The sequence below is a fragment of the Bosea sp. 124 genome, assembly GCF_003046175.1.
Lineage (GTDB): Bacteria > Pseudomonadota > Alphaproteobacteria > Rhizobiales > Beijerinckiaceae > Allobosea.
In genome coordinates this window covers 2,570,633-2,588,454 of sequence record NZ_PZZM01000001.1, presented here as the reverse complement: position 1 = coordinate 2,588,454, position 17,822 = coordinate 2,570,633, and the positions used below count along the sequence as shown (strand labels likewise).

Below are 17,822 nucleotides of genomic sequence, written 5' to 3'. Positions count from 1 at the left end.
GAGATTTGGTGTGACGCTTCACGGCGTCATGACATCGCCGCCGCTCACAACCATCGTATGGCCGGTAATGAACGAGGCGCGGTCGGACAGCAGGAAGGCGATCGCCTCGGCCGGCTCGCTCGCCTTGCCGTAGCGCTTGAGCGGAATCGCTGCGACGCGGGCCGGCAGCAGCGACTGGTCGAGCTGGCCGAGCATGTCGGTCTCGGTCAGGCCGGGCGCGACGGCGTTGACGCGTACCGCCGGCGCCAGGGCCTCGGCGTAGCAACGCACCAGCGCGATCACGCCGGCCTTGGCCGCGGCGTAGTCGATCTGGCGGGCGCGTGGCCGCAGCGCCGCAATCGAACTCAGGCAAACGATGCTGCCATGGCCCTGGGCAAGCATGTCGTCCTTGACATGCTGGATGCCGATGAAAACGCCGTCGAGATTGACCCTGACGGTTTCGCGGAAGGTGTCGAGCGTCAGCTCCGAGTGATGGAGCGGGCCGGTAGTGCCGGCATTGGCGACGAAATAGGAGATCGGGCCGAGCTTGCTGCGCACCGCGGCGACCACACCTGTAAAGGCCGCCTCGTCGCCGACATCGGCCGGAAAGAGTTCGCAGACGCCACCCTGCGCCTCGACCATGGCCTTGGTCTCAGCCGCAGCACTGTGGTTGGCGGCATAGTTGAGCGCGATCTTCGCTCCGCCTTCGGCAAGGCGCAGGCAGCAGGCGCGGCCGATGCCTCTTGCCCCGCCGGTCACCAAAGCGACGCGGCCGGCAAATTCCGGCGCAATCTCGGTCATCCGTTTCCAACCCTGTCTGCTCGCCGCTCTTTGTCGGCTCGCTTATCGTTAAAGGTATGATGTCTTGCCTTCCGCCGGCCTGTCAAGCTAAAGGAATCGACATCATGCGGACCCGTCGGCCCGCCATCGGGTGAGATCATGGACGACGCGACAAGCCGCCGGGAAACGACCGCGGGAAAGGGCAGGAAACCGCTCAGCCGACTCGAAACCGTGCTCGAACACATCAAGCAGCGCATCGCCGACGGCAGCCTTAAACCCGGCTCGCAACTGCCACCAGAGATCGAACTGGCGCGAGAACTCGGCCTGAGCCGCACCCCGGTACGCGAAGCGGTCAAGGTGCTGGCGGCGGCGGGCATCCTGGTCGTGAAACACGGCCACGGGACCTTCGTCAGTGCCGGCGCACAGGCTTCCTTAGGCCAGCTCCTGCTGTTCGAGATCTATCTCAAGGACACGACCCCGCAGAAGCTGATGGAGGTCCGCACGCTGTTCGAGCGCAGTTGCGCAGAGCTTGCAGCGCAAAGGCGGACTGATGAGGATCTCGCGGCGATGCGTGCCTGCATCGAACGATTGCGCCTGCTCGTCGCCGCGAAACCGATCGACTTCGACGCGGCGCTCGAAGCCGATCTCGATTTCCACCGGGCGATCTACCGCGCCGCCCAGAACGAGCTCGTGGCGACGCTCGCGAATTTCGTGCTGAACATGGTGTCGGGCTGGCTGCGCCGTTCGCATGCCAGCGGCGGCCTCGCCGACACCGTCCGGCTGCACGAGATCATGTACACGATGATCGAGACCCGAAATTCCGGCGGCGCGCGCGAATGCTACGGCGTCGAGGCCAATATGGAGCATTTCCGCAAGATGCTCGAGCAAGTGGAGAGCCGGGACGACAAGGCGGAGCTGAGGTCATGAGCGGGCCCGTCATCTGCTTCTATGGCGACGACTTCACCGGAGCCTCGGAGAATCTCGCGCAGTTCCACAAATACGGGCTGCGCTGCCGGCTCTATTTCGAACCGGCAGATCCCGAACGTGTCCGCAAGGAAGCGGCTGCGCTCGATGTCGTCGGTATCGCTGGCGTCGCCCGGTCACGCGCACCAGGCGAGATGCGGGCTCTGCTCAGAGCCGCCTTTGCGCTGTTCGGCTCGCTTGGAACCCGTCTTAACCAGTACAAGATCTGCTCGACCTTCGATTCCGCGCCAGAGACGGGGAATTTTTCCGTGGCGATCGAAGAGGCACTCCGCGTCTGGCCTGACGCACTCCTTCCCGTCCTGCCCGCGACGCCGGATTTCGGCCGCTATACCGCCTTTGCCACTCATTTCTCGCGCCATCGCGGCGAAATCCTGCGGCTGGACCGCAATCCGGCGCTGGTCGAGCACCCGTCGACGCCGATGAACGAGGCCGATCTGCGCCGCCATCTCGCCAATCTCGGCGTCGCGGCGACGGCTGCGATAATGCTGCCCGAGCTGGCTCGGGATATGGCCCCTCTCGCGGAACTGATCGCAAAGCGTTCCGAAGGCGGCGTGCCGGTCGTTCTCGACACGATCGACAACCGGCAGCTCGAACATGTCAGCGGCGCGATCTGGCAGCTGGCGCAGCGGCGGAATGTCTTCAGCCTCGCCGCACAGGGCCTGCCGCAGGGGCTGGGCGGCGCGGTGGCGGCGCAGCTCGGCCGCGTCTCGAAGCTTTCGGCGGAAGCGCATGAAGGGCCCGGCCTCGTGCTCTCGGGCAGTTGCGCGGCTCAGACAGCAGCGCAGCTGGCCGCAGTGGAGGCCGAGGGCTGGACGATGATCCACTTGCCGGTCGAACGCCTCACCGGAGCGGACGAAGCGCAGCGCGCAACGGATGCGCTCGCTCCCGGCATGATCGCTGCGCTTCAGGCCGGGCGCTCGGTCGCGGTCTACACAGCGCGCGGCGAGGTCACGCAGGCTTTCGATCTCGACCGGGCGCCTGCGGTCGGCCACGCTCTGGCCGGCCTGTTCCGGCAAGCGGTTCGCGAAGCGGGGCTGCGCCGCGTCATCTTCGCCGGGGGCGACAGTTCGAGCTTCGCGATGCGCAGCTGCGGGGCCTATGCGCTTGAGATCGCCTCGTCGATCGGGCAGCAGGCAAGCCATACCTGCCGGCTGCTCTCGACCGACGAATTGAACGGTGTCGAGGTCATCCTCAAGGGCGGACAGGCAGGCGGGGACCGCTTCTTCCTCGATCCGATGGCGAGCTGACGGCACCCTCCTGGGCGCCACATCTCGGCGCGGCGATCAGTCATGAGCACCGGGCTCACCGCGCGGCGCGCGTCATCCGAAATCTGACGCATCAGCTTGATTGCGAGAGCCGTCGCGCACTACTCGGGCGGCTGCAAGCCACTGATTTTTCAGAACTCTTTTTGGATCAATCCCTTAGCGGGATGATGGCGGACAGGGAGTCCGCGTAATTGAACTGCCACGACGTGTCAGAGCATGAACGCTCTGGGGACATCCGACGAACATAACCGGAATGTTGTTGCCAGTTTGCGCCCCTTAATGTCATGAAATGACAGTCGCCCGGTGGGGTGAAAAGTGGGGTGACGGTGGGGCGCCAGGTCAACAAGCTCACAGCACGAGGCGTCGCCACACTGACGGCGCCGGGGCGGCACAGCGACGGCGGCGGCCTTTATCTATGGGTCGACGCCAGCGGTGCGAAACGCTGGCTGTTTATGTTCCGCTGGGGATCTGGCCGGAAAGAGATGGGCCTCGGCGGGCTGGACGCCGTCACGCTGGCGGAAGCTCGCGACAAGGCGGCAGCAGCTCGCAAGCTCATCGATGCGGGCAGTGATCCGATCCAGGCTCGAAAGGATGCCATCGCAGCGACCGAGGCCGGCTTGCATGCGACGCCCACCTTTGGAGAGTTCGCCGAGACACTCATCGAAGACATCAAGGCCGGCTTCCGGAACGCCAAGCATCAGGCGCAATGGTCCTCATCGCTCAAGACGCACGCAGCCTCACTCTGGCCTCTCCGTATCGATAAGGTCGGGACCGAGCAGGTGCTCGACGTTCTGAAGCCGATCTGGAAGGCGAAAGCGGAAACCGCGTCGCGTGTTCGCGGCCGTATCGAGCGCGTACTTGATGCCGCGAAGGCCAAGGGGAAACGCACTGGCGAGAACCCTGCGCGGTGGCGCGGCCATCTCGACAAGCTCCTTCCGAAGCGATCAAGGCTAGCCCGCGGCCATCACGCCGCCATGGCTTACGATGACGTACCCGCCTTCGTCCAAAGCCTGCGCGAACGTGATGCTACTGCTGCCCGCGCGCTTGAGTTCCTGATCCTTACCGCCTCGCGCACCGGAGAGATCCGCGGCGCGAAATGGGATGAGATCGACTTCGACCGTGGCGTCTGGACCGTTCCAGCTGACAGGATGAAAGCCGGGCGGGTTCACCGCGTCCCGCTAGTCGGACGCTCGCTCAATATCGCGCGGTCTCTGCAACAGAGCAGCACCAGCGAGTTTGTATTTGCCGGCGCCCGAAAGGGACGACCGCTCTCTTCTCACGCTATCCTCATGTTGATGCGCCGCATGCAAATGGAGCAATTCACGCCGCACGGCTTCCGATCGAGTTTTCGAGACTGGTGCGGCGAGCAGACTGCCTTCCCCCGCGAGATTGCAGAGGCCGCGCTGGCCCACGTCGTTGGCGACGAGACCGAGCGCGCTTATCGCCGGGGCGACGCGCTGGAAAAGCGCCGCAAGATTATGGACGCTTGGGCGCGCTTCGTCGGAACGCCAAAGGCGAAGGGCAACAACATCACACCTATCCGAGCAAATACGGCCGGATAGGTATCGAGACGCATGGGGATAGGCTGGCCGGCCGAAAAGTGGGGAAGCACCGCCCCATTTCCCCATGCTCCAAACCGTGCGTCGCGGAGCGCGGCAAGATGGTTGTTAAAATGGGGCTGCCGGAAGGCAAGCACATCCGGCTTCAAGAGGCCGTAACATGGGCTTTTACGGGCTGGAGCTGGTCAAACGCGACCGCTTCTCTGAAGGAAGTTCACGACATCGAACAACGGGATGATTTCCCTGCTTCGGATTCCATTTACGCATTAATATCCGACATTCCGGCTGACGATGTCATGGATAGAGATGTCGGCCTATTTTCACGCTTCGACCAAATGCTAAGTGAAGCGTGCTTTCGTGGGGATGTGGCGATAACGGGCCGTCGTTCGCAGGCCAGTCCCTTTGAGATTATACCGCATACTTACTTCTATCGGGCGCGGGGTTTCAGCTACCTCCATGGGGACAAGATCGACGACACTCCAGCCAACCCGTCTCTCGAAGTCATTTTCGCAAATCGGAACGATGGGGATTGGTTTGAAGCAATTGTCGATCGGGACCAATTCCTTGCCTGGCTCACTCAAACCAAGGCGGCCATACTCGCAATAGATCAACCGCCGATTGAGGCTTCAGCTCAAAACAAAATGGGGGCAGAGCGGCTGCTGGAGACGAAGGATTCCACCGATAAAATCCGAACCGCCCAATCTCCTGATAGATCCCCAGCTGCTGCCCGACGTAAGTGGTCGGAAATTCAAACAGCCCGGGAAAGTGGAACTGAAGCTGTGCTTGGATTTGACGAAACGGTGAAGTTCTTCACGGATAATTACGCCATCAATAGAGCTGGTGCGCGGGAGATGGTCAAAGGCCATCGGATGAGAGGACGCCCATCAGGAAGTCGGTAATTCCGCACGAAAACGCGGATGCGGATTTTTGGCGGGATTTGCGGATTTTTTCGTCTCTCGACGGCGTTTTTTGGGCCGTGTCACGCTTATCCAGCGCATCACAAAGCCACTGCATGACGCAGTCGCGGGTCGGGTGCGCTGGAGCATCCCATGCACAAAGCCGCTTTGACCGTTTGCGATGTTGCTCGTGAAGGCAGCATGAGCGAACGCCAAGTCTACCGCTTGCTGAAGGAAGGCAAGCTCAAAGCCCGAAAGTCAGGCCGCAAAACCCTCATTCTGGCGGAGGACTTCAAGGCCTGGCTCTCGTCTCTTCCCGTGGCCGAACTGGAGGCCGCGTGATTTGATGCACCACAACGAGATGAGGCCGGCCGCTGGTCAGAGCGGTACCGGCCTCGGAATTTCGCTTAGCTGTCCAGCAAGCAATTCCGACAATAGCACCACAGCCTTCGCGATCAAGAAAATCCTTGCCCGCGTATCCGTCTCCGAGCCCCTCGCGCTCGTCATCGCCGCTCATGCTGGCCTGCTGAGGGAGGTGCGGTCGTGAGCATCACGAGCATTACCGTCCGCATCGCGGATGACCCTGTCCCCCGGAAGTTCGTCGGGCGCTTCGCCTGGACGCTAAACGAGTTGATCGAGGCCGGCGACCGAGGCGTCACCAGCTTCGAAAGGCCCGCGCCGAGGTGGAGCCATTACATCTATCGCCTGCGCCGCGATGGTGTCGGCATCGTCACCACCGATGAGAAGCACTCGGGGCCGTATCAGGGAACGCATGGTCGCTATCGGCTCAGCGTGCCCGTCACTGTAATCGATCGGGTGGCGTCGTGAGCGCCATTCCCTTCATCAATCGCGACGGGGCATACCAGCCCCGCGCCTTCCTGATGACGACGATGTCCATGGCATCGCTTCATCTCGATCATGCGACCGACCATCTCGCGACCAACGACGACATCGCCCTGCAACGCTCGCTGGAGAAGTTCGGCGCGTGTGTGAAGGCGATGCTCGACACGGTGCCCGAGGTCTTTGCCGACAAGAACGGGGGTGCGCCATGAGCGCGCCCTCTCCCCTCCCTAACCGCCGGCCGTGGATGGCGTTCTACGTCGCCGACTACCTCGCCGACACGCTGCATCTGAGCGCCGCGCAGCACGGCGCGTATCTGCTCCTGATCTCTCACTACTGGATCCATGGAAGCCTTCCGACCGACGAAGCAATGCTTCAACGGATCGCACGTTTGACGCCGGAAGAGTGGACCTCATGCAGGGACACCCTGGCTTCGTTCTTCAAAGAGGGATGGCGTCATTCCCGTGTCGAACGTGAGATGTCCGAGGCGCAGGAAAAGTACGAAAAGCGAGCAAATGCAGGACGTTGCGGGGGCAAAGCGTCGGGCAATTCGAGGCGAAGCAATGCTTCAGCAATGCCTCCTGAAAATCGAAGCAATGCTGAACCAACCACAACCACATACTCCGTAGCTAAAGCTACGGGCGAAACCGCCCTGAAGTTGCTTTCGCCAGAGACCAACCCACCTGACTGGCGGACCCAGCTTTTTCGCGATGGCGTTCCGATCGTCGCGAGGCTGACCGGCAAGCCTACCGCGTCCGCGCGACCTCTCATCGGCAAATGGCTGAAATCGTCACGTGACGATTGTCGCCGCGTTCTGCGGGTTTTGGAGGATGCCCGCGACGCGAACCCGCTCGATCCAGTCGCATGGATCGAGGCAGCACTTCGCGGACAACAGGTCGTCGCCTCCCACGATCCGAACTCGTGGAGGATGTGATGGCGAACCTCACTCACGAACTTGCAGCCGAGGGCATCCGGCTTCGCTCCTACAGGCTCGGCAATCACAAGCTGCCGTGCCCGCGCTGCTCAGCGGGCCGGAAGAAGAAAACCGACCCGTGCCTGTCCGTCACGGTGTTTGACGACCGCGTGAAATGGGACTGCCACCATTGCCCCTGGACGGGCGGCGTCGGCGGCAGCGACTTCCATCCTCGCCATCGCAAAGAGGTCCGCATGTTCAATCGCCCTGCCCGCGTCGAGAATCCGCAGCGGCCCGACAAGCTCCTGGCGTGGTTCGCGTCGCGCGGGATCACCGCTGCCACGGTGGAGCGGATGGGCATCTATCGCTCGCGCCAGTGGTTCCCCCAGATCGACGCGGAAGCTGACTGCATCGCCTTCCCCTACGAGTGGGCGGGCATGCTCCGGAACGTGAAGTACCGCGACGCAGCCAAGAACTTTCGTCAGGAGAAGCAGCCCGAGCCGGTTCTGTACAACGCCGACGCGATCGAGTCCGGCAAGGATCTGATCTTTGTCGAAGGCGAGATGGACGTGCTCGCCATGATCGAGGCGGATCTTCCCAATGTGGTGAGCCTGCCGAACGGGGCGCCGGACAAGCCCGAGCAGTCGGACAAGCGCTACGAGCCTCTGGCCACGCATGCTGCCGAGTTGGAGGCTGCCGGCAGAATCCTGATCGCCACGGACATGGACGGTCCCGGCGAGTTGCTGGCGCAGGAGCTAGCGCGCCGTCTTGGCAAGGACCGCTGCTGGCGCGTTCGCTTTCCCACAGCCGGCGACGCTCAGACCAAGGACGCCAACGAGTGTCTGATGGATCACGGCAGGGAGGTGCTGCGCGAGTGCGTCGCCAACGCTGAGCCCTGGCCTATCGACGGTTTGCACGATGTGGACGACTTCTCCGATGCCGTTTGGGAAATGTACCGTGGTGATGGCCCGCAGCCGCTCACCTGCGGAATGGGTCCGGATCTGGATCAGGCGTTCAAGATCATCCCTGGCCAGTTCGTCGTGGTCACCGGCATTCCCAACCATGGGAAAAGCCGATGGCTCGATCAGGTTGCAGTCTCCATGGCGGAACTGCACGATTGGCGATGGGCCGTTTTTTCGCCAGAGACCGGCACGCCGAACCACATCGCCGATCTGTGCGAGATCAAGGCAAGGCGGCCATTCCACCCCGGACCGAATGCTCGACTGGACGACGAAGGCCTCTCCATGACTCTAGCGTGGCTGCGGAGTCGTTTTCTCTTCATCGACGCAGGGGAGCATACCCCCAGCATCGATTGGGTGCTGGAGAGGGCGCGTAGCGCCGTTCTTCGGAAAGGCATCCGGGGCCTGATCATCGACCCCTACAACGAGTTGGAGGCTTCGCGCCCGTCCAACCAGTCAGAGACCGAGTTCGTCTCGCAGCTCATCAGCAAGTGCAAGCTGTTCGGCCGCGTCCATGACGTGACGGTCGTCGTCGTCGCGCATCCGACCAAGCTTCAGAACCCCGGTGGCGGAAAGGAGCCACAGCCCGGCCTCTATGACATCTCGGGCTCGGCCCATTGGCGCAACAAGGCCGATGCCGGCATCGTCGTATACCGCGACTACGAGGCTCGGAAGACCATCGTCTCAGCGAAAAAGATCAGGCGCCAGCCGATGTGCGGCGCGCCTGGCCAGGTCGAGTTCTGGTTCATGGGGCAGGAGCGGCGATTCGAGGCAGTGACCGGCAGCTATCGAGCGTTGGGGCAGGCTGCTTAGGCGATGCGCGTTGGCGTCGCGGCCAGCGTCGGTCGCGTGACCGATCGCGTCCCGCCGATAGGCGCGTATGTGAAGCATCGGCGCCCAACCTTCAAATTCTAGATCCTCACGACGCACCGAAAGCGTGTCATTTGACGTTGATATCGAGGTGAGACGGCAGAGACTACGCGAAGGGAGGGTGCCATGCGCCAGAGTTCAGACCTCCGCTTGCAGTGCGTTGACTTCGCAATCACTAACTCGGACCAGTTCCGCGAGGCAGTGGCCCGTTTGCGCGATCTGGAGAAAGCGGCAGAGCATTCGTCGTTAGGTCGGGAGCGTGCTTCGCTGGAATTGGCCGTCGCGCGCTATTTGTCATCCCGTGCGCGCCCGGCCACCTCTCAGGTCCGGCAATGAGCGTGACCCGCATCGTTATGCCCGGGCTGCCCGGTGGAAACTGACGAATTTATCAATCGCATTTGCTGAGCGTAAGCCTCGAATCGGTTGGCTCTGAAACCGAGTTCATGCTGCTCGCGTATCTCCGTTGGGGGGTTAAACGCTCGGAGGCTGCAATGAACTATAAGCATAGTGCAAGCATCATCGGCTGCGTCCTTCTCGCAGGCGCAATATCAGCGCCAGCAAATTCTTACGAAAGCGACGTCTGCGATGGGATGACTGGCAAGGCGCGGTCTGACTGCGTGAAGCTTTCTGCCCGCATCATGTCTCGCGTCCTTCTGCAATACAGCAATCTCGGCCCCGGTTCGGGTAACTCTGTCGGCGGCGGCTCCGGCGCTGGCATGTCGGGGAGCCTGGGAGGGGGGATGGGCGGCGGTGCCGGAGGTGGCAACGGCTCGCCAGGTGGCGGAAATAGCGGGGTCGGCGCTGGGGGTGGCACGCCAGGCGGCACGGGTGGTGTCGGCGGGGGGCTCGGCGTCGGCCTCGGCGCAGGTCTCGGTGCTGGAGGCATCGGCGCAAACGTCGGGGCGGGCGCCAGCGTTGGCGCAAGCGGGATCGGCACCGGCTTGGGCGTTGGAGCCGACATTGGCGGCAACACCGTGAACGCCGGCCTCGGCGCGAGCGTCGGTGGTAGCGGCATTGGGGCTGGCCTGAACGCTGGCACGAACCTCGGTGGTACGAACACCGGCGTTGGGGCGGGCGCCGGGATTAGCAACGCAGGCGTTGGCGTCGGTGCCGGTGCAAATCTCGGCGGGAGTGTCGGCGCCGGGCTGGCCGCTGGTGCTAACAGCAGTGGCCTTGGCGCAGGTCTGGGAGCCGGACTCGGCGGACTTGGCGTCGGAGCCGGTGTTGGCGTCGGAGCCGGCGGGCTCGGCGTCGGAGCCAATGTCGGCGGCGTTGGCGTGGGTGCGGGTCTGAATGGTGGTGGACTCGGCGCAGGCGTGGGAGCTGCAGCGGGTGGCGCTGGCGGGGGGAGCGCTGCGGCAGCCGGTACCGGCGCAGGTCAGGCCGGGGGCGCCGGTGGGGGCAATGCTGGCGGCGGAGCCGCATCAAACTGACGCTCCTGAGCCTACTTGCTGACGTGCGAGCCCTAAAGGCCGGTCATCCTTGGCGGTGACCGGCCCGTCAATTCTTCATCAACGCGAGAATGTCGCAAGGCGCAACAATCACGATGCGGTTTCGCGCGACAGATCGCCATCTCGCTCTACCCGTGCAGGCAGGCTATCCGGCGGGAATGGTTGAAGCAGTGAAAGAGCCTTGGGTGTGGGTGCCCCTAGCCATGGCGTTAAGCGTGCTCATCGGCTGGCTCTACGGCCTGAAAATGTGAATCCTACGCGACGCGGCGAAATGTGGCCACTGACAGGCATCGTCAGATAGATCGCCATACAATTCGGAACGCATCGCCGCCCCCGCTGTTGGTTGGTCATCCCTTCAGCAAAGGAGAGTTCCTATGAGCCAACTCGCAGGCAAGAACATTCTCATCCTCGCCACCAACGGCTTCGAACAGTCCGAGTTGGAAGTGCCGCAGGCAAAACTCAAAGAAGCCGGCGCAACAGTGCATGTCGCGTCGCCAGAGAGCGGTGAAATCAAGGGATGGGACAACAAGGATTGGGGATGCGCGGTCAAGGTCGACAAGGCGCTCGATGCGGTCGATGCCGCCAGCTATGACGCCATCGTGCTGCCAGGCGGACAGATGAACCCCGACACCTTACGCGGCAACGATGCTGCGCTGGCGCTGATCAAGGCCTTCTTCGATCAAGGCAAGGTCGTCGCGGCGGTCTGCCACGCGCCATGGCTGCTGATCGACACTGGCATTGCCAAGGGTCGTAAGCTTACCTCCTACAAGACGATCAAGCAGGATCTCATCAACGCTGGTGCAAACTGGCAGGATGCCGAAGTCATCTCGGACAAAGGCGTGGTCACCTCACGCAAGCCCGACGACCTGCCGGCATTTGTCGCGAAGATTATTGAGGAGATCCTAGAGGGACGGCACGAGCGCGAGGCAGCCTGATAGGTCCGTCAAAGGTCAATGACCAAGTCGTCGTTGCTGAACTCGAAGAGATGGCCCGTCGCGACGCAAACGTGGTCGCTGGCGGGCTTCATTATGGTCGCGTCTGCTGGTTGCGGGATCGCCCCGCAGGCATAGTTGCGCGCCGTGTCTTCAACGCGTTGTCTTCGCCCGCCGTGATGGGCGGGGTTTGGACTTTGCGGATTTGGCAGCGGGTTTACCACGTCGCTTCGGCGTCACATCCTTCGCCCGTTTGGCCCGCCCTTCGACGTTAAGCCGATAGATGCCGTAGCCTATCGCCCCCGCGATCAATGCCGGGGCCGGAAGCCTCGTAGCCAGCAGGGTCAAAGGCACGGTCAGGCTCTCAGGGATATTCCCTTTCGCGGCATCTCGCGCGATGAGTGTGCCTGCCAGGCTGGCTAAAGTAGCTCTGATCATCATTAGCGCGTCGCGTAGTGGACGATGAGCCAAGCGACGCCGACGAGCAGCAAGCCGCCGACGAGAACCGCCAGGACAGGCCTGCCCAAGAATCCCTGGCGTCCTTCGATCGGTGTTTCAACGGCCGGATCGATATTCGAGTGTGTATCGGCCCGCATAGGCCGAATGGCGTCCCCACCAGCCCCTTCGCTTTGCTGATCCGCGCGCGCCTTCGTCACGCGGATATCGGTATCTTCGTGATTGCTCATCCTACGGCTCCGGTTTGGGCGAGCCCACCTGCACCCGCGCCTAGTAGAGACTGCTCGGCTGCGCCGTTGTTCCGGATCGCGAATTAATCGCGAAAAAGGCCCCCGCTCTCACGGAGGCCAATCTCGAAATCAGGCTGATGTGGCGTTGCGTGCGGTCGCCTACTTCGCAAAACGGCCTTCATATTTGAACTGAGGAGCGGCCTTGAGCTGATCCTTGGTCGCGTTGATGCGGGCATGCCACTTGTTGTCCGACTCGTTCCAAGTAACTGCGATGGAACCGGGCGCCACTGCGACATAATGCGTGCCCATGCCGAGGAACCCACCTAACGAGAGAATATAGGAAGCAAGGTTATTTCGTAAGCGCCACGCCGGTCCCCTCGTGTGGGGCGGGAGGTGAATGTGCCAAGAGTCCTCTGATCGCGAGAGACGGAGGGCTTGGGTGGGAGCGGACGGCAAAATGGACGTCCATTTGGACGTCTCGACACCTGGCTACGTAGGCCGACTTGAGGTTGTTGAGGGTCCGACGGGTCGGCGGGTTCGCTCGGCGTCGGAGAAGGCGCGGATCGCGGCGGAGAGCCTGATGCCGGGGTCGCAGGTGACGGCGGTTGCCCGCAAGCATGGCGCGACGCGCTGGCAGGTTTATGATTGGCGGCGTCGCCTTCGTCAGGGACAGTTGGCCCTTCCGGAGAGCCGGGAGCCGCTGTTCGCGCCGCTGCTGGTGGAAGAAGCGCCGTCGCCCCGACCGCCGACGAAGCCGCCGAAATCGACGCTGGCGAAGGTTGAGATCGTGATCGACGGCATGGTGATCCGCACGACGGTCGAGGTCGAGCGGTTGGCGCAGGTGATCCGTGCGGTGCGGGCCTCGCGATGATTGCGCCGGGCGCCGATCTGAAGATCTACATGGCGACGCGACCTGTCGACTTCCGGCGCGGCCTCGACGGGCTGGCCGCGGCGGCGCAGGAGGTCCTCGGCCTTGATCCCTATAGTGGCGCGGCCTTCGTCTTCCGCGCCAAAAGGGCCGACCGGATCAAGATTTTAGTCTGGGATCGCACCGGGCTGGTGCTGGTGCACAAGCGCCTGGAGGGCTCGAAGTTCGTGTGGCCGCAGGTTCGCGACGGCGTGATGAGACTGTCACCGGCGATGTTTGCGGCGTTGTTCGAGGGGCTGGATTGGCGCTTGGTTCGGCCTGAGAGAGTTCGGCGTCCGCAGCTCGCCGGGTGAGTGCGGCAGACTGACTCAGGTCCGTGCCAGGCATGGCGCAGACGGCGGATCCGTGCTCGAAATAGTGGATGAACGTCGCAGTTCTCCATGGTGAGGTCGAGCGTCTGAAGGCCGAGCTGGCGCAGACGCAAGAGGCCCTGGCTCAGTCCGAGGAAGCGCGGCGGCGGCTGGAGAGCATCGTCAGCGACCTCCAGCGCGAGAAGTTCGGCTCCCGATCCGAGAAGCTCTCCGGCGAGCAATACCATCTACCGCTGGAGGACGTCGAAATCGCCCAGGGCGTGCTCGATGCCGCCCATGAGAAGGCGCAGCGGATCATCGAGGGCCGCCCGGACGGCGCCTGTGCTTCTCACCGGCGCAACCGCGGTCACCTGCCGGCCCATCTGCCGCGGGTGGAGCGGATCATCGAGCCGCAGAGCAGGCTGTGTCCGTGCGGCTGCGGCGAGATGTCCAGGATCGGCGAGGACGTCAGCGAGCGGCTGGACGTGGTGCCGGCGCAGTTGCGCGTGCTGGTCACCCGCCGCCCGAAATATGCTTGCCGCCGCTGCTCGGGCGCGGTCGTGCAGGCCCATGCTCCCGAGCATGTGGTGCCGGGCGGCCTGCCGACCGAGGCGCTGATCGCCCAGGTCATCGTCGCCAAGTTCGGCGATCACCTGCCGTTCTATCGGCAGGCCGAGATCTATGCGCGCCAGGGCATCCGGCTCGATCGCGCGACACTGGGCAACTGGGCCGGCCGGGCCTGCTTCCATCTCAAGCCCATCGCCGAGCGCATGCGCTGGCATCTGGCCGCGGCGGGTCGTCTGTTCATGGACGAGACCACCGCACCGGTGCTCGATCCCGGACGCGGCAAGGTCAGGAAGGGCTTCTTCTGGGCGATCGCTTCCGATGACCGCGGCCATGGCGGCCAGGGCCCGCCCATCGTGCTGTTCCACTATGCGCCGGGACGCAGTGGCGAGCATGCCGAACGCTTCCTTCAGGGCTTCCGCGGGCAGTTCCTGCAGGTCGACGCCTATGAGGGCTACGATCGGCTGACGCGCCTGGAGAGGCCGCAGGGGCCATGGAGGCTCGTCCATTGCTGGGCTCATCTGCGCCGACGCTTCGTCAAGCTGGCGCGCAACACCAAATCGCCGATCGCCGAGGCGGCGATACGCCAGATCGCGGCGCTCTATGCCATCGAGGCAACGGTTCGCGGTGTCTCGCCGCAACTGCGGCTTGCCGCCCGGCGGGAGCATTCCACGCCGATCATCACCGCCCTGAAACCGTGGTTCGAGAAGCAACTGTCGCTGATCTCCTCCGGCTCCAGGCTGGCCGAAGACATCCGCTACGGGCTCGCCCACTGGGAGGGGCTCACCCGCTTCCTTGACGATGGCCGCCTCGAGCTCGACACCAACCCGGTTGAAAACGCGATCAGGCCCGTCTGCCTGACCCGAAAAAATGCTCTGTTCGCCGGCCACGAGGTCGGCGCCGAAAACTGGGCACTGCTCTCGTCCCTCGTCGCCACATGCAAGCTCAACGACGTCAATCCCGTCGCCTATCTCGCTGAAACCCTCGACGCCGTCATCAACGGCCACCCACAAAGCGCCGTCGAAGATCTCATGCCATGGCGCTTCCGGAAAACCTCAACCCCAAATCCGTAGGGCCCCGGCAGGGCGCTTACGTTATTTCCGATGACGACCAAGTCCTCGATTTCTCCCACTGTCTCATCGCCAGCATTCTTCACATTCAGGCCTTTGAGGCTGTTTCCGAGCGCTGAAGCTTGGCTCACTGCAGTGAACTCCGGCGCTTGGGCCAGTGTGGGCGCGGTCTGTGCGAAGGCAGCGGTCGAGAGCAGGGTGGCAAGGTGTGCGCAAAGGCCATCTAGCCGCTGGCCGTCGTTCAGCCTGGAGTGCTCTCGACAAAATTTGAACCTTTGCCCGAGCGGCGGCGACCAAGCTCTATCAAGAGGGAGGATCTACGCATGGGCCTCGTTCTCTATTTTCTCAGCGATCCGAAATCTGTCTACGACGGCACCGGAGCCGTGAAGGAAGAAGCAAAGGTCATCCGCAGTCACATTCCGATCCGGAACGTCATTGAAATCGTCGCCCACACCGCCGTGCAGTGCGGGTATCAGAAGCAACTGGTCTCGCACTTGATTATATCCGGTCATGGCACGCGATACCGAATGAACTTCGGAAACGACAAGATCGGTCTCGACAATATTTCGCTTTTCGAGCCGCAACTCAGAAAGCTGAAGCCCTATCTCCTCAAGGACGCGACGGTCACGCTATGGGGCTGCAACGCTGGCGTGAACGTGGCTCTGCTCATGACGCTCTCGATGATCCTCGGGGCTCGCGTTCAAGGCGCCACCGAAGACATCTCTGTCGGAACGTGGGGGCCGTTTGGCTACATGAGCGAGTCCGAGATGAATGTCTGCATTCTGGCCCAGTGTTCCGCTGGCGACTCCTACACGCCTGCCGTGACGATGTGGAAGGCCGGCAAGCTGTAAGTCCGCCTCCCTTCTAGCTGTTCGCCAGGGCCGCGGGCCCCGGTCGACCCAAGAAACAGTCGCGGGGACCACGCCGCTCCTTCAGGGAGACGCACTTGCGCGAGGGCGCAAAGTGACGTGATTTCCTGACCAACCAAGGCCGGCTTCAGAGAGATTGGCCGGCAATTTAGCTAATGAGACTGCTCGTCTCACGCATCCGATCGACTTCGCGGAACACGGCCTTTGCGCTCGTGCCGACTTTCAGAATGACCTGGATTAGCTGGATTTTCGACAGTCCAAGCGTCTCGGTCCAATACTGAACTTCGCTATCTTTGCTCAAATCTACGTGAGAACGGTTCCAAATTTTGGGATTACTTGCCTCTCCGGCCATATTACCTCCTCTCCCCAAGCCATGTTACTTTAGCCGCTGCTGTGCGAGTTCGACGCGCATTTAGCGGCAATCCACAGGAAGCGATTCCTGCGATTTCATTCAAAATGCGTGTTCCACCGCATCAATCGCACCGCGTTAGCAATTTTCCAGTGGTGACGATCCTGAAGACGCATTCGTCTTCATACTGGACGGGCGTCCCATCCTCCAGAGTATAGGACGTCGTTGATAGGCCGGGCCACTCGCGCCACACCACCACATTAAACGGGTTCCCTTCCTCGTCGCGGCAGCTTTCGCTATACAGCGCGCGCTTTATGAACGCAGGGCTCTGGAACCGTTCCGGCGGCCTCCACATCGCAACCATGGCATCACCTCACGCAACAGACCGACCTCGTTTCAACCGGCGCATGGTCAAGCAGTTCCAACTCGGAACGAATCGGCGGTAACACTGTTTCCTCTGACAGCCAAAGAGCGAGGTGGCAGTGCTTGAAGCGGTCAGGCAGGCTAATTGGCCAGCTTGGAAGCCCGAATCCTTAGGGTGACGATCAAGCCGCCTTCGGACCAGTCATATTCGATCGAGCCGGCCAACTGACCGGATACGCTGCGCTCGACGAGGCGGCTGCCGTATCCCTTTGGACGCTCGACCGCCTCCACTGCAGGTCCCCCGCGCTCGGTCCAGACAATCTTGATGTCGTCGCCCTCGTTAGACCCGGAGATGTCGAGTGTGCCGGCCTCGGCCGACAACGCGCCGTACTTCAGCGAGTTCGTCGCCAACTCATGGATGACCAGCGCCAGCGTCGTGGCGGCTCCTTCGCCGACGCCCATGCGAGGAACGGCCACGCGAATGCGGCCGCTGAAGGCACCCATGTCCTCATATGGTGAGAGCAGGACGGACAGCAGGTCGCCCAGCAGCGCGGCCTGACCCTGATGCCCGGGAAGCGGACGCACCAGATCGTGGGCCCGCCCCAAGGAACTAAGCCGGGCAGTGAGCTCGACGGCCATCTCTTTGGCAGTTGTGGTTGATCGCGAGGAGATCTGGGTCAACCCCGAGGCGATGGCCAGCAGGTTCTTGACGCGGTGGCTCATCTCGCCTGCGAGAAGCTCATGCCCCTCCTCCGCCTGCTTACGTCCCGTGACATCGAGGAAGATGCCGTAGGCAAGCTGGTCGTGCAGGCCGGAATCGTCACCAATGCCGCGTGCCGACACCCAGCGGATGTCCTCGCCGATGATCAGCCGAAAATCGATTTCGTAGGCGCCGACGATGGCGCGCGTCGCTGTGAAGGCCGCCCGAACCCTGTCGCGGTCGGCCGGATGGATGCGCGCCGACAGGTCCTCGAACTTCACGCTATCAGCGTGCTCGACGTCCCACAGCTCGAAGCCCCGCTCGTCCATGGCGAACGCGTCGGTTTCGACATTCCACGACCACAGCGTGACGCCAGCCGCGCCAATGGCTCGACGCAGGGCCGTAGCGCTCCACGAATTTGGATTGGTTGACGGCACAGCAATTTCCTGACGCGGAATGGTCATGTTCTCGGTCTGTAGCGGATATGCCGCATCTGCGAAATGTCTTAGGCGGGCCGCATCGTAGAACCTGGGCGACACTTAACGAATTGAAAATGATAATCGGGACAATTCTTT

Annotated in this window: 18 protein-coding genes; 14 read left to right on the top strand and 4 right to left on the bottom strand. The window is 62.7% G+C overall.

Annotated elements, in window-relative coordinates:
* Positions 1-18 precede the first annotated feature (18 nt).
* Positions 19-780 carry an SDR family NAD(P)-dependent oxidoreductase gene (locus tag C8D03_RS12265; RefSeq protein ID WP_108046513.1) on the bottom strand — a complete coding sequence of 254 codons (762 nt, stop codon included), beginning with the start codon at positions 778-780 and terminating at the stop codon, positions 19-21.
* 138 nt (positions 781-918) lie between these two features.
* Between C8D03_RS12265 and C8D03_RS12260 the strand changes: the two genes are divergently transcribed.
* From C8D03_RS12260 to C8D03_RS12210, 10 genes are all read left to right on the top strand, one after another.
* Entirely contained in the window at positions 919-1,686 is a 768-nt protein-coding gene (locus tag C8D03_RS12260; RefSeq protein WP_108046512.1) for a FadR/GntR family transcriptional regulator, read from the top strand.
* The gene (locus C8D03_RS12255) at positions 1,683-2,990 is read left to right on the top strand and encodes a four-carbon acid sugar kinase family protein (RefSeq protein WP_181300928.1); all 1,308 of its coding nucleotides are present in this window, start codon (positions 1,683-1,685) and stop codon (positions 2,988-2,990) included. Before C8D03_RS12260 ends, C8D03_RS12255 begins: the two co-directional genes overlap by 4 nt.
* Before the next feature lie 338 nt (positions 2,991-3,328).
* Positions 3,329-4,570 carry a tyrosine-type recombinase/integrase gene (locus tag C8D03_RS12250; RefSeq protein WP_348981700.1) on the top strand — a complete coding sequence of 414 codons (1,242 nt, stop codon included), beginning with the start codon at positions 3,329-3,331 and terminating at the stop codon, positions 4,568-4,570.
* Between the two features lie 98 nt (positions 4,571-4,668).
* Entirely contained in the window at positions 4,669-5,466 is a 798-nt protein-coding gene (locus C8D03_RS26140) for a hypothetical protein (protein WP_181300926.1), read from the top strand.
* A gap of 150 nt (positions 5,467-5,616) precedes the next feature.
* Positions 5,617-5,805: a helix-turn-helix domain-containing protein gene (locus tag C8D03_RS12245; protein WP_108046510.1), complete on the top strand. Its 189-nt coding sequence runs from the start codon at positions 5,617-5,619 to the stop codon at positions 5,803-5,805.
* Between the two features lie 201 nt (positions 5,806-6,006).
* Positions 6,007-6,291: a winged helix domain-containing protein gene (locus C8D03_RS12235; RefSeq protein ID WP_248308440.1), complete on the top strand. Its 285-nt coding sequence runs from the start codon at positions 6,007-6,009 to the stop codon at positions 6,289-6,291.
* On the top strand, positions 6,288-6,515 hold the full coding sequence (locus C8D03_RS12230) for a hypothetical protein (RefSeq protein ID WP_108046508.1): 228 nt from the start codon (positions 6,288-6,290) through the stop codon (positions 6,513-6,515). Before C8D03_RS12235 ends, C8D03_RS12230 begins: the two co-directional genes overlap by 4 nt.
* Entirely contained in the window at positions 6,512-7,237 is a 726-nt protein-coding gene (locus tag C8D03_RS12225) for a YdaU family protein (RefSeq protein WP_108046507.1), read from the top strand. Before C8D03_RS12230 ends, C8D03_RS12225 begins: the two co-directional genes overlap by 4 nt.
* Entirely contained in the window at positions 7,237-8,988 is a 1,752-nt protein-coding gene (locus C8D03_RS12220) for an AAA family ATPase (protein ID WP_181300925.1), read from the top strand. Before C8D03_RS12225 ends, C8D03_RS12220 begins: the two co-directional genes overlap by 1 nt.
* Positions 8,989-10,870: 1,882 nt before the next feature.
* The gene (locus C8D03_RS12210) at positions 10,871-11,431 is read left to right on the top strand and encodes a type 1 glutamine amidotransferase domain-containing protein (RefSeq protein WP_108046504.1); all 561 of its coding nucleotides are present in this window, start codon (positions 10,871-10,873) and stop codon (positions 11,429-11,431) included.
* Positions 11,432-11,868: 437 nt separating this feature from the next.
* Here the strand turns inward: C8D03_RS12210 and C8D03_RS26135 are convergent, their stop codons facing one another.
* Positions 11,869-12,114 carry a hypothetical protein gene (locus C8D03_RS26135; protein WP_146170160.1) on the bottom strand — a complete coding sequence of 82 codons (246 nt, stop codon included), beginning with the start codon at positions 12,112-12,114 and terminating at the stop codon, positions 11,869-11,871.
* A gap of 397 nt (positions 12,115-12,511) precedes the next feature.
* On the opposite strand from C8D03_RS26135, the gene C8D03_RS12205 reads away from it, so the two are divergent.
* From C8D03_RS12205 to C8D03_RS12190, 4 genes are all read left to right on the top strand, one after another.
* Positions 12,512-12,985, top strand: coding sequence for a transposase (locus C8D03_RS12205; RefSeq protein WP_348981699.1), 474 nt, complete (start codon positions 12,512-12,514; stop codon positions 12,983-12,985).
* Positions 12,982-13,335 carry an IS66 family insertion sequence element accessory protein TnpB gene (gene tnpB / locus C8D03_RS12200; RefSeq protein WP_108046502.1) on the top strand — a complete coding sequence of 118 codons (354 nt, stop codon included), beginning with the start codon at positions 12,982-12,984 and terminating at the stop codon, positions 13,333-13,335. Before C8D03_RS12205 ends, tnpB begins: the two co-directional genes overlap by 4 nt.
* A 68-nt stretch (positions 13,336-13,403) precedes the next feature.
* Positions 13,404-14,969, top strand: coding sequence for an IS66 family transposase (gene tnpC, locus C8D03_RS12195; protein WP_108046501.1), 1,566 nt, complete (start codon positions 13,404-13,406; stop codon positions 14,967-14,969).
* Between the two features lie 320 nt (positions 14,970-15,289).
* Positions 15,290-15,817, top strand: a complete 528-nt coding sequence (locus C8D03_RS12190) for a DUF4347 domain-containing protein (RefSeq protein WP_108046500.1) — start codon at positions 15,290-15,292, stop codon at positions 15,815-15,817.
* A gap of 166 nt (positions 15,818-15,983) precedes the next feature.
* Here C8D03_RS12190 and C8D03_RS27140 read toward each other — a convergent pair whose 3' ends face one another.
* On the bottom strand, positions 15,984-16,187 hold the full coding sequence (locus C8D03_RS27140) for a DUF3606 domain-containing protein (RefSeq protein WP_108046499.1): 204 nt from the start codon (positions 16,185-16,187) through the stop codon (positions 15,984-15,986).
* A 501-nt stretch (positions 16,188-16,688) separates the two neighbouring features.
* The gene (locus C8D03_RS12175; protein WP_108046497.1) at positions 16,689-17,711 is read right to left on the bottom strand and encodes a sensor histidine kinase; all 1,023 of its coding nucleotides are present in this window, start codon (positions 17,709-17,711) and stop codon (positions 16,689-16,691) included.
* Positions 17,712-17,822: the final 111 nt, after the last annotated feature.

Coding starts and splice junctions, on each gene's coding strand:
- C8D03_RS12260 (WP_108046512.1), top strand. CDS start 919: ATGGACGACGCGACAAGCCGCCGGGAAACGACCGCGGGAAAGGGCAGG.
- C8D03_RS12175 (WP_108046497.1), bottom strand. CDS start 17,711: ATGACCATTCCGCGTCAGGAAATTGCTGTGCCGTCAACCAATCCAAAT.
- C8D03_RS12225 (WP_108046507.1), top strand. CDS start 6,512: ATGAGCGCGCCCTCTCCCCTCCCTAACCGCCGGCCGTGGATGGCGTTC.
- C8D03_RS12205 (WP_348981699.1), top strand. CDS start 12,512: ATGTGCCAAGAGTCCTCTGATCGCGAGAGACGGAGGGCTTGGGTGGGA.
- C8D03_RS26140 (WP_181300926.1), top strand. CDS start 4,669: ATGGTTGTTAAAATGGGGCTGCCGGAAGGCAAGCACATCCGGCTTCAA.
- C8D03_RS12210 (WP_108046504.1), top strand. CDS start 10,871: ATGAGCCAACTCGCAGGCAAGAACATTCTCATCCTCGCCACCAACGGC.
- C8D03_RS12265 (WP_108046513.1), bottom strand. CDS start 780: ATGACCGAGATTGCGCCGGAATTTGCCGGCCGCGTCGCTTTGGTGACC.
- C8D03_RS12220 (WP_181300925.1), top strand. CDS start 7,237: ATGGCGAACCTCACTCACGAACTTGCAGCCGAGGGCATCCGGCTTCGC.
- C8D03_RS12255 (WP_181300928.1), top strand. CDS start 1,683: ATGAGCGGGCCCGTCATCTGCTTCTATGGCGACGACTTCACCGGAGCC.
- tnpB (WP_108046502.1), top strand. CDS start 12,982: ATGATTGCGCCGGGCGCCGATCTGAAGATCTACATGGCGACGCGACCT.
- tnpC (WP_108046501.1), top strand. CDS start 13,404: ATGAACGTCGCAGTTCTCCATGGTGAGGTCGAGCGTCTGAAGGCCGAG.
- C8D03_RS26135 (WP_146170160.1), bottom strand. CDS start 12,114: ATGAGCAATCACGAAGATACCGATATCCGCGTGACGAAGGCGCGCGCG.
- C8D03_RS27140 (WP_108046499.1), bottom strand. CDS start 16,187: ATGGCCGGAGAGGCAAGTAATCCCAAAATTTGGAACCGTTCTCACGTA.
- C8D03_RS12190 (WP_108046500.1), top strand. CDS start 15,290: ATGGGCCTCGTTCTCTATTTTCTCAGCGATCCGAAATCTGTCTACGAC.
- C8D03_RS12245 (WP_108046510.1), top strand. CDS start 5,617: ATGCACAAAGCCGCTTTGACCGTTTGCGATGTTGCTCGTGAAGGCAGC.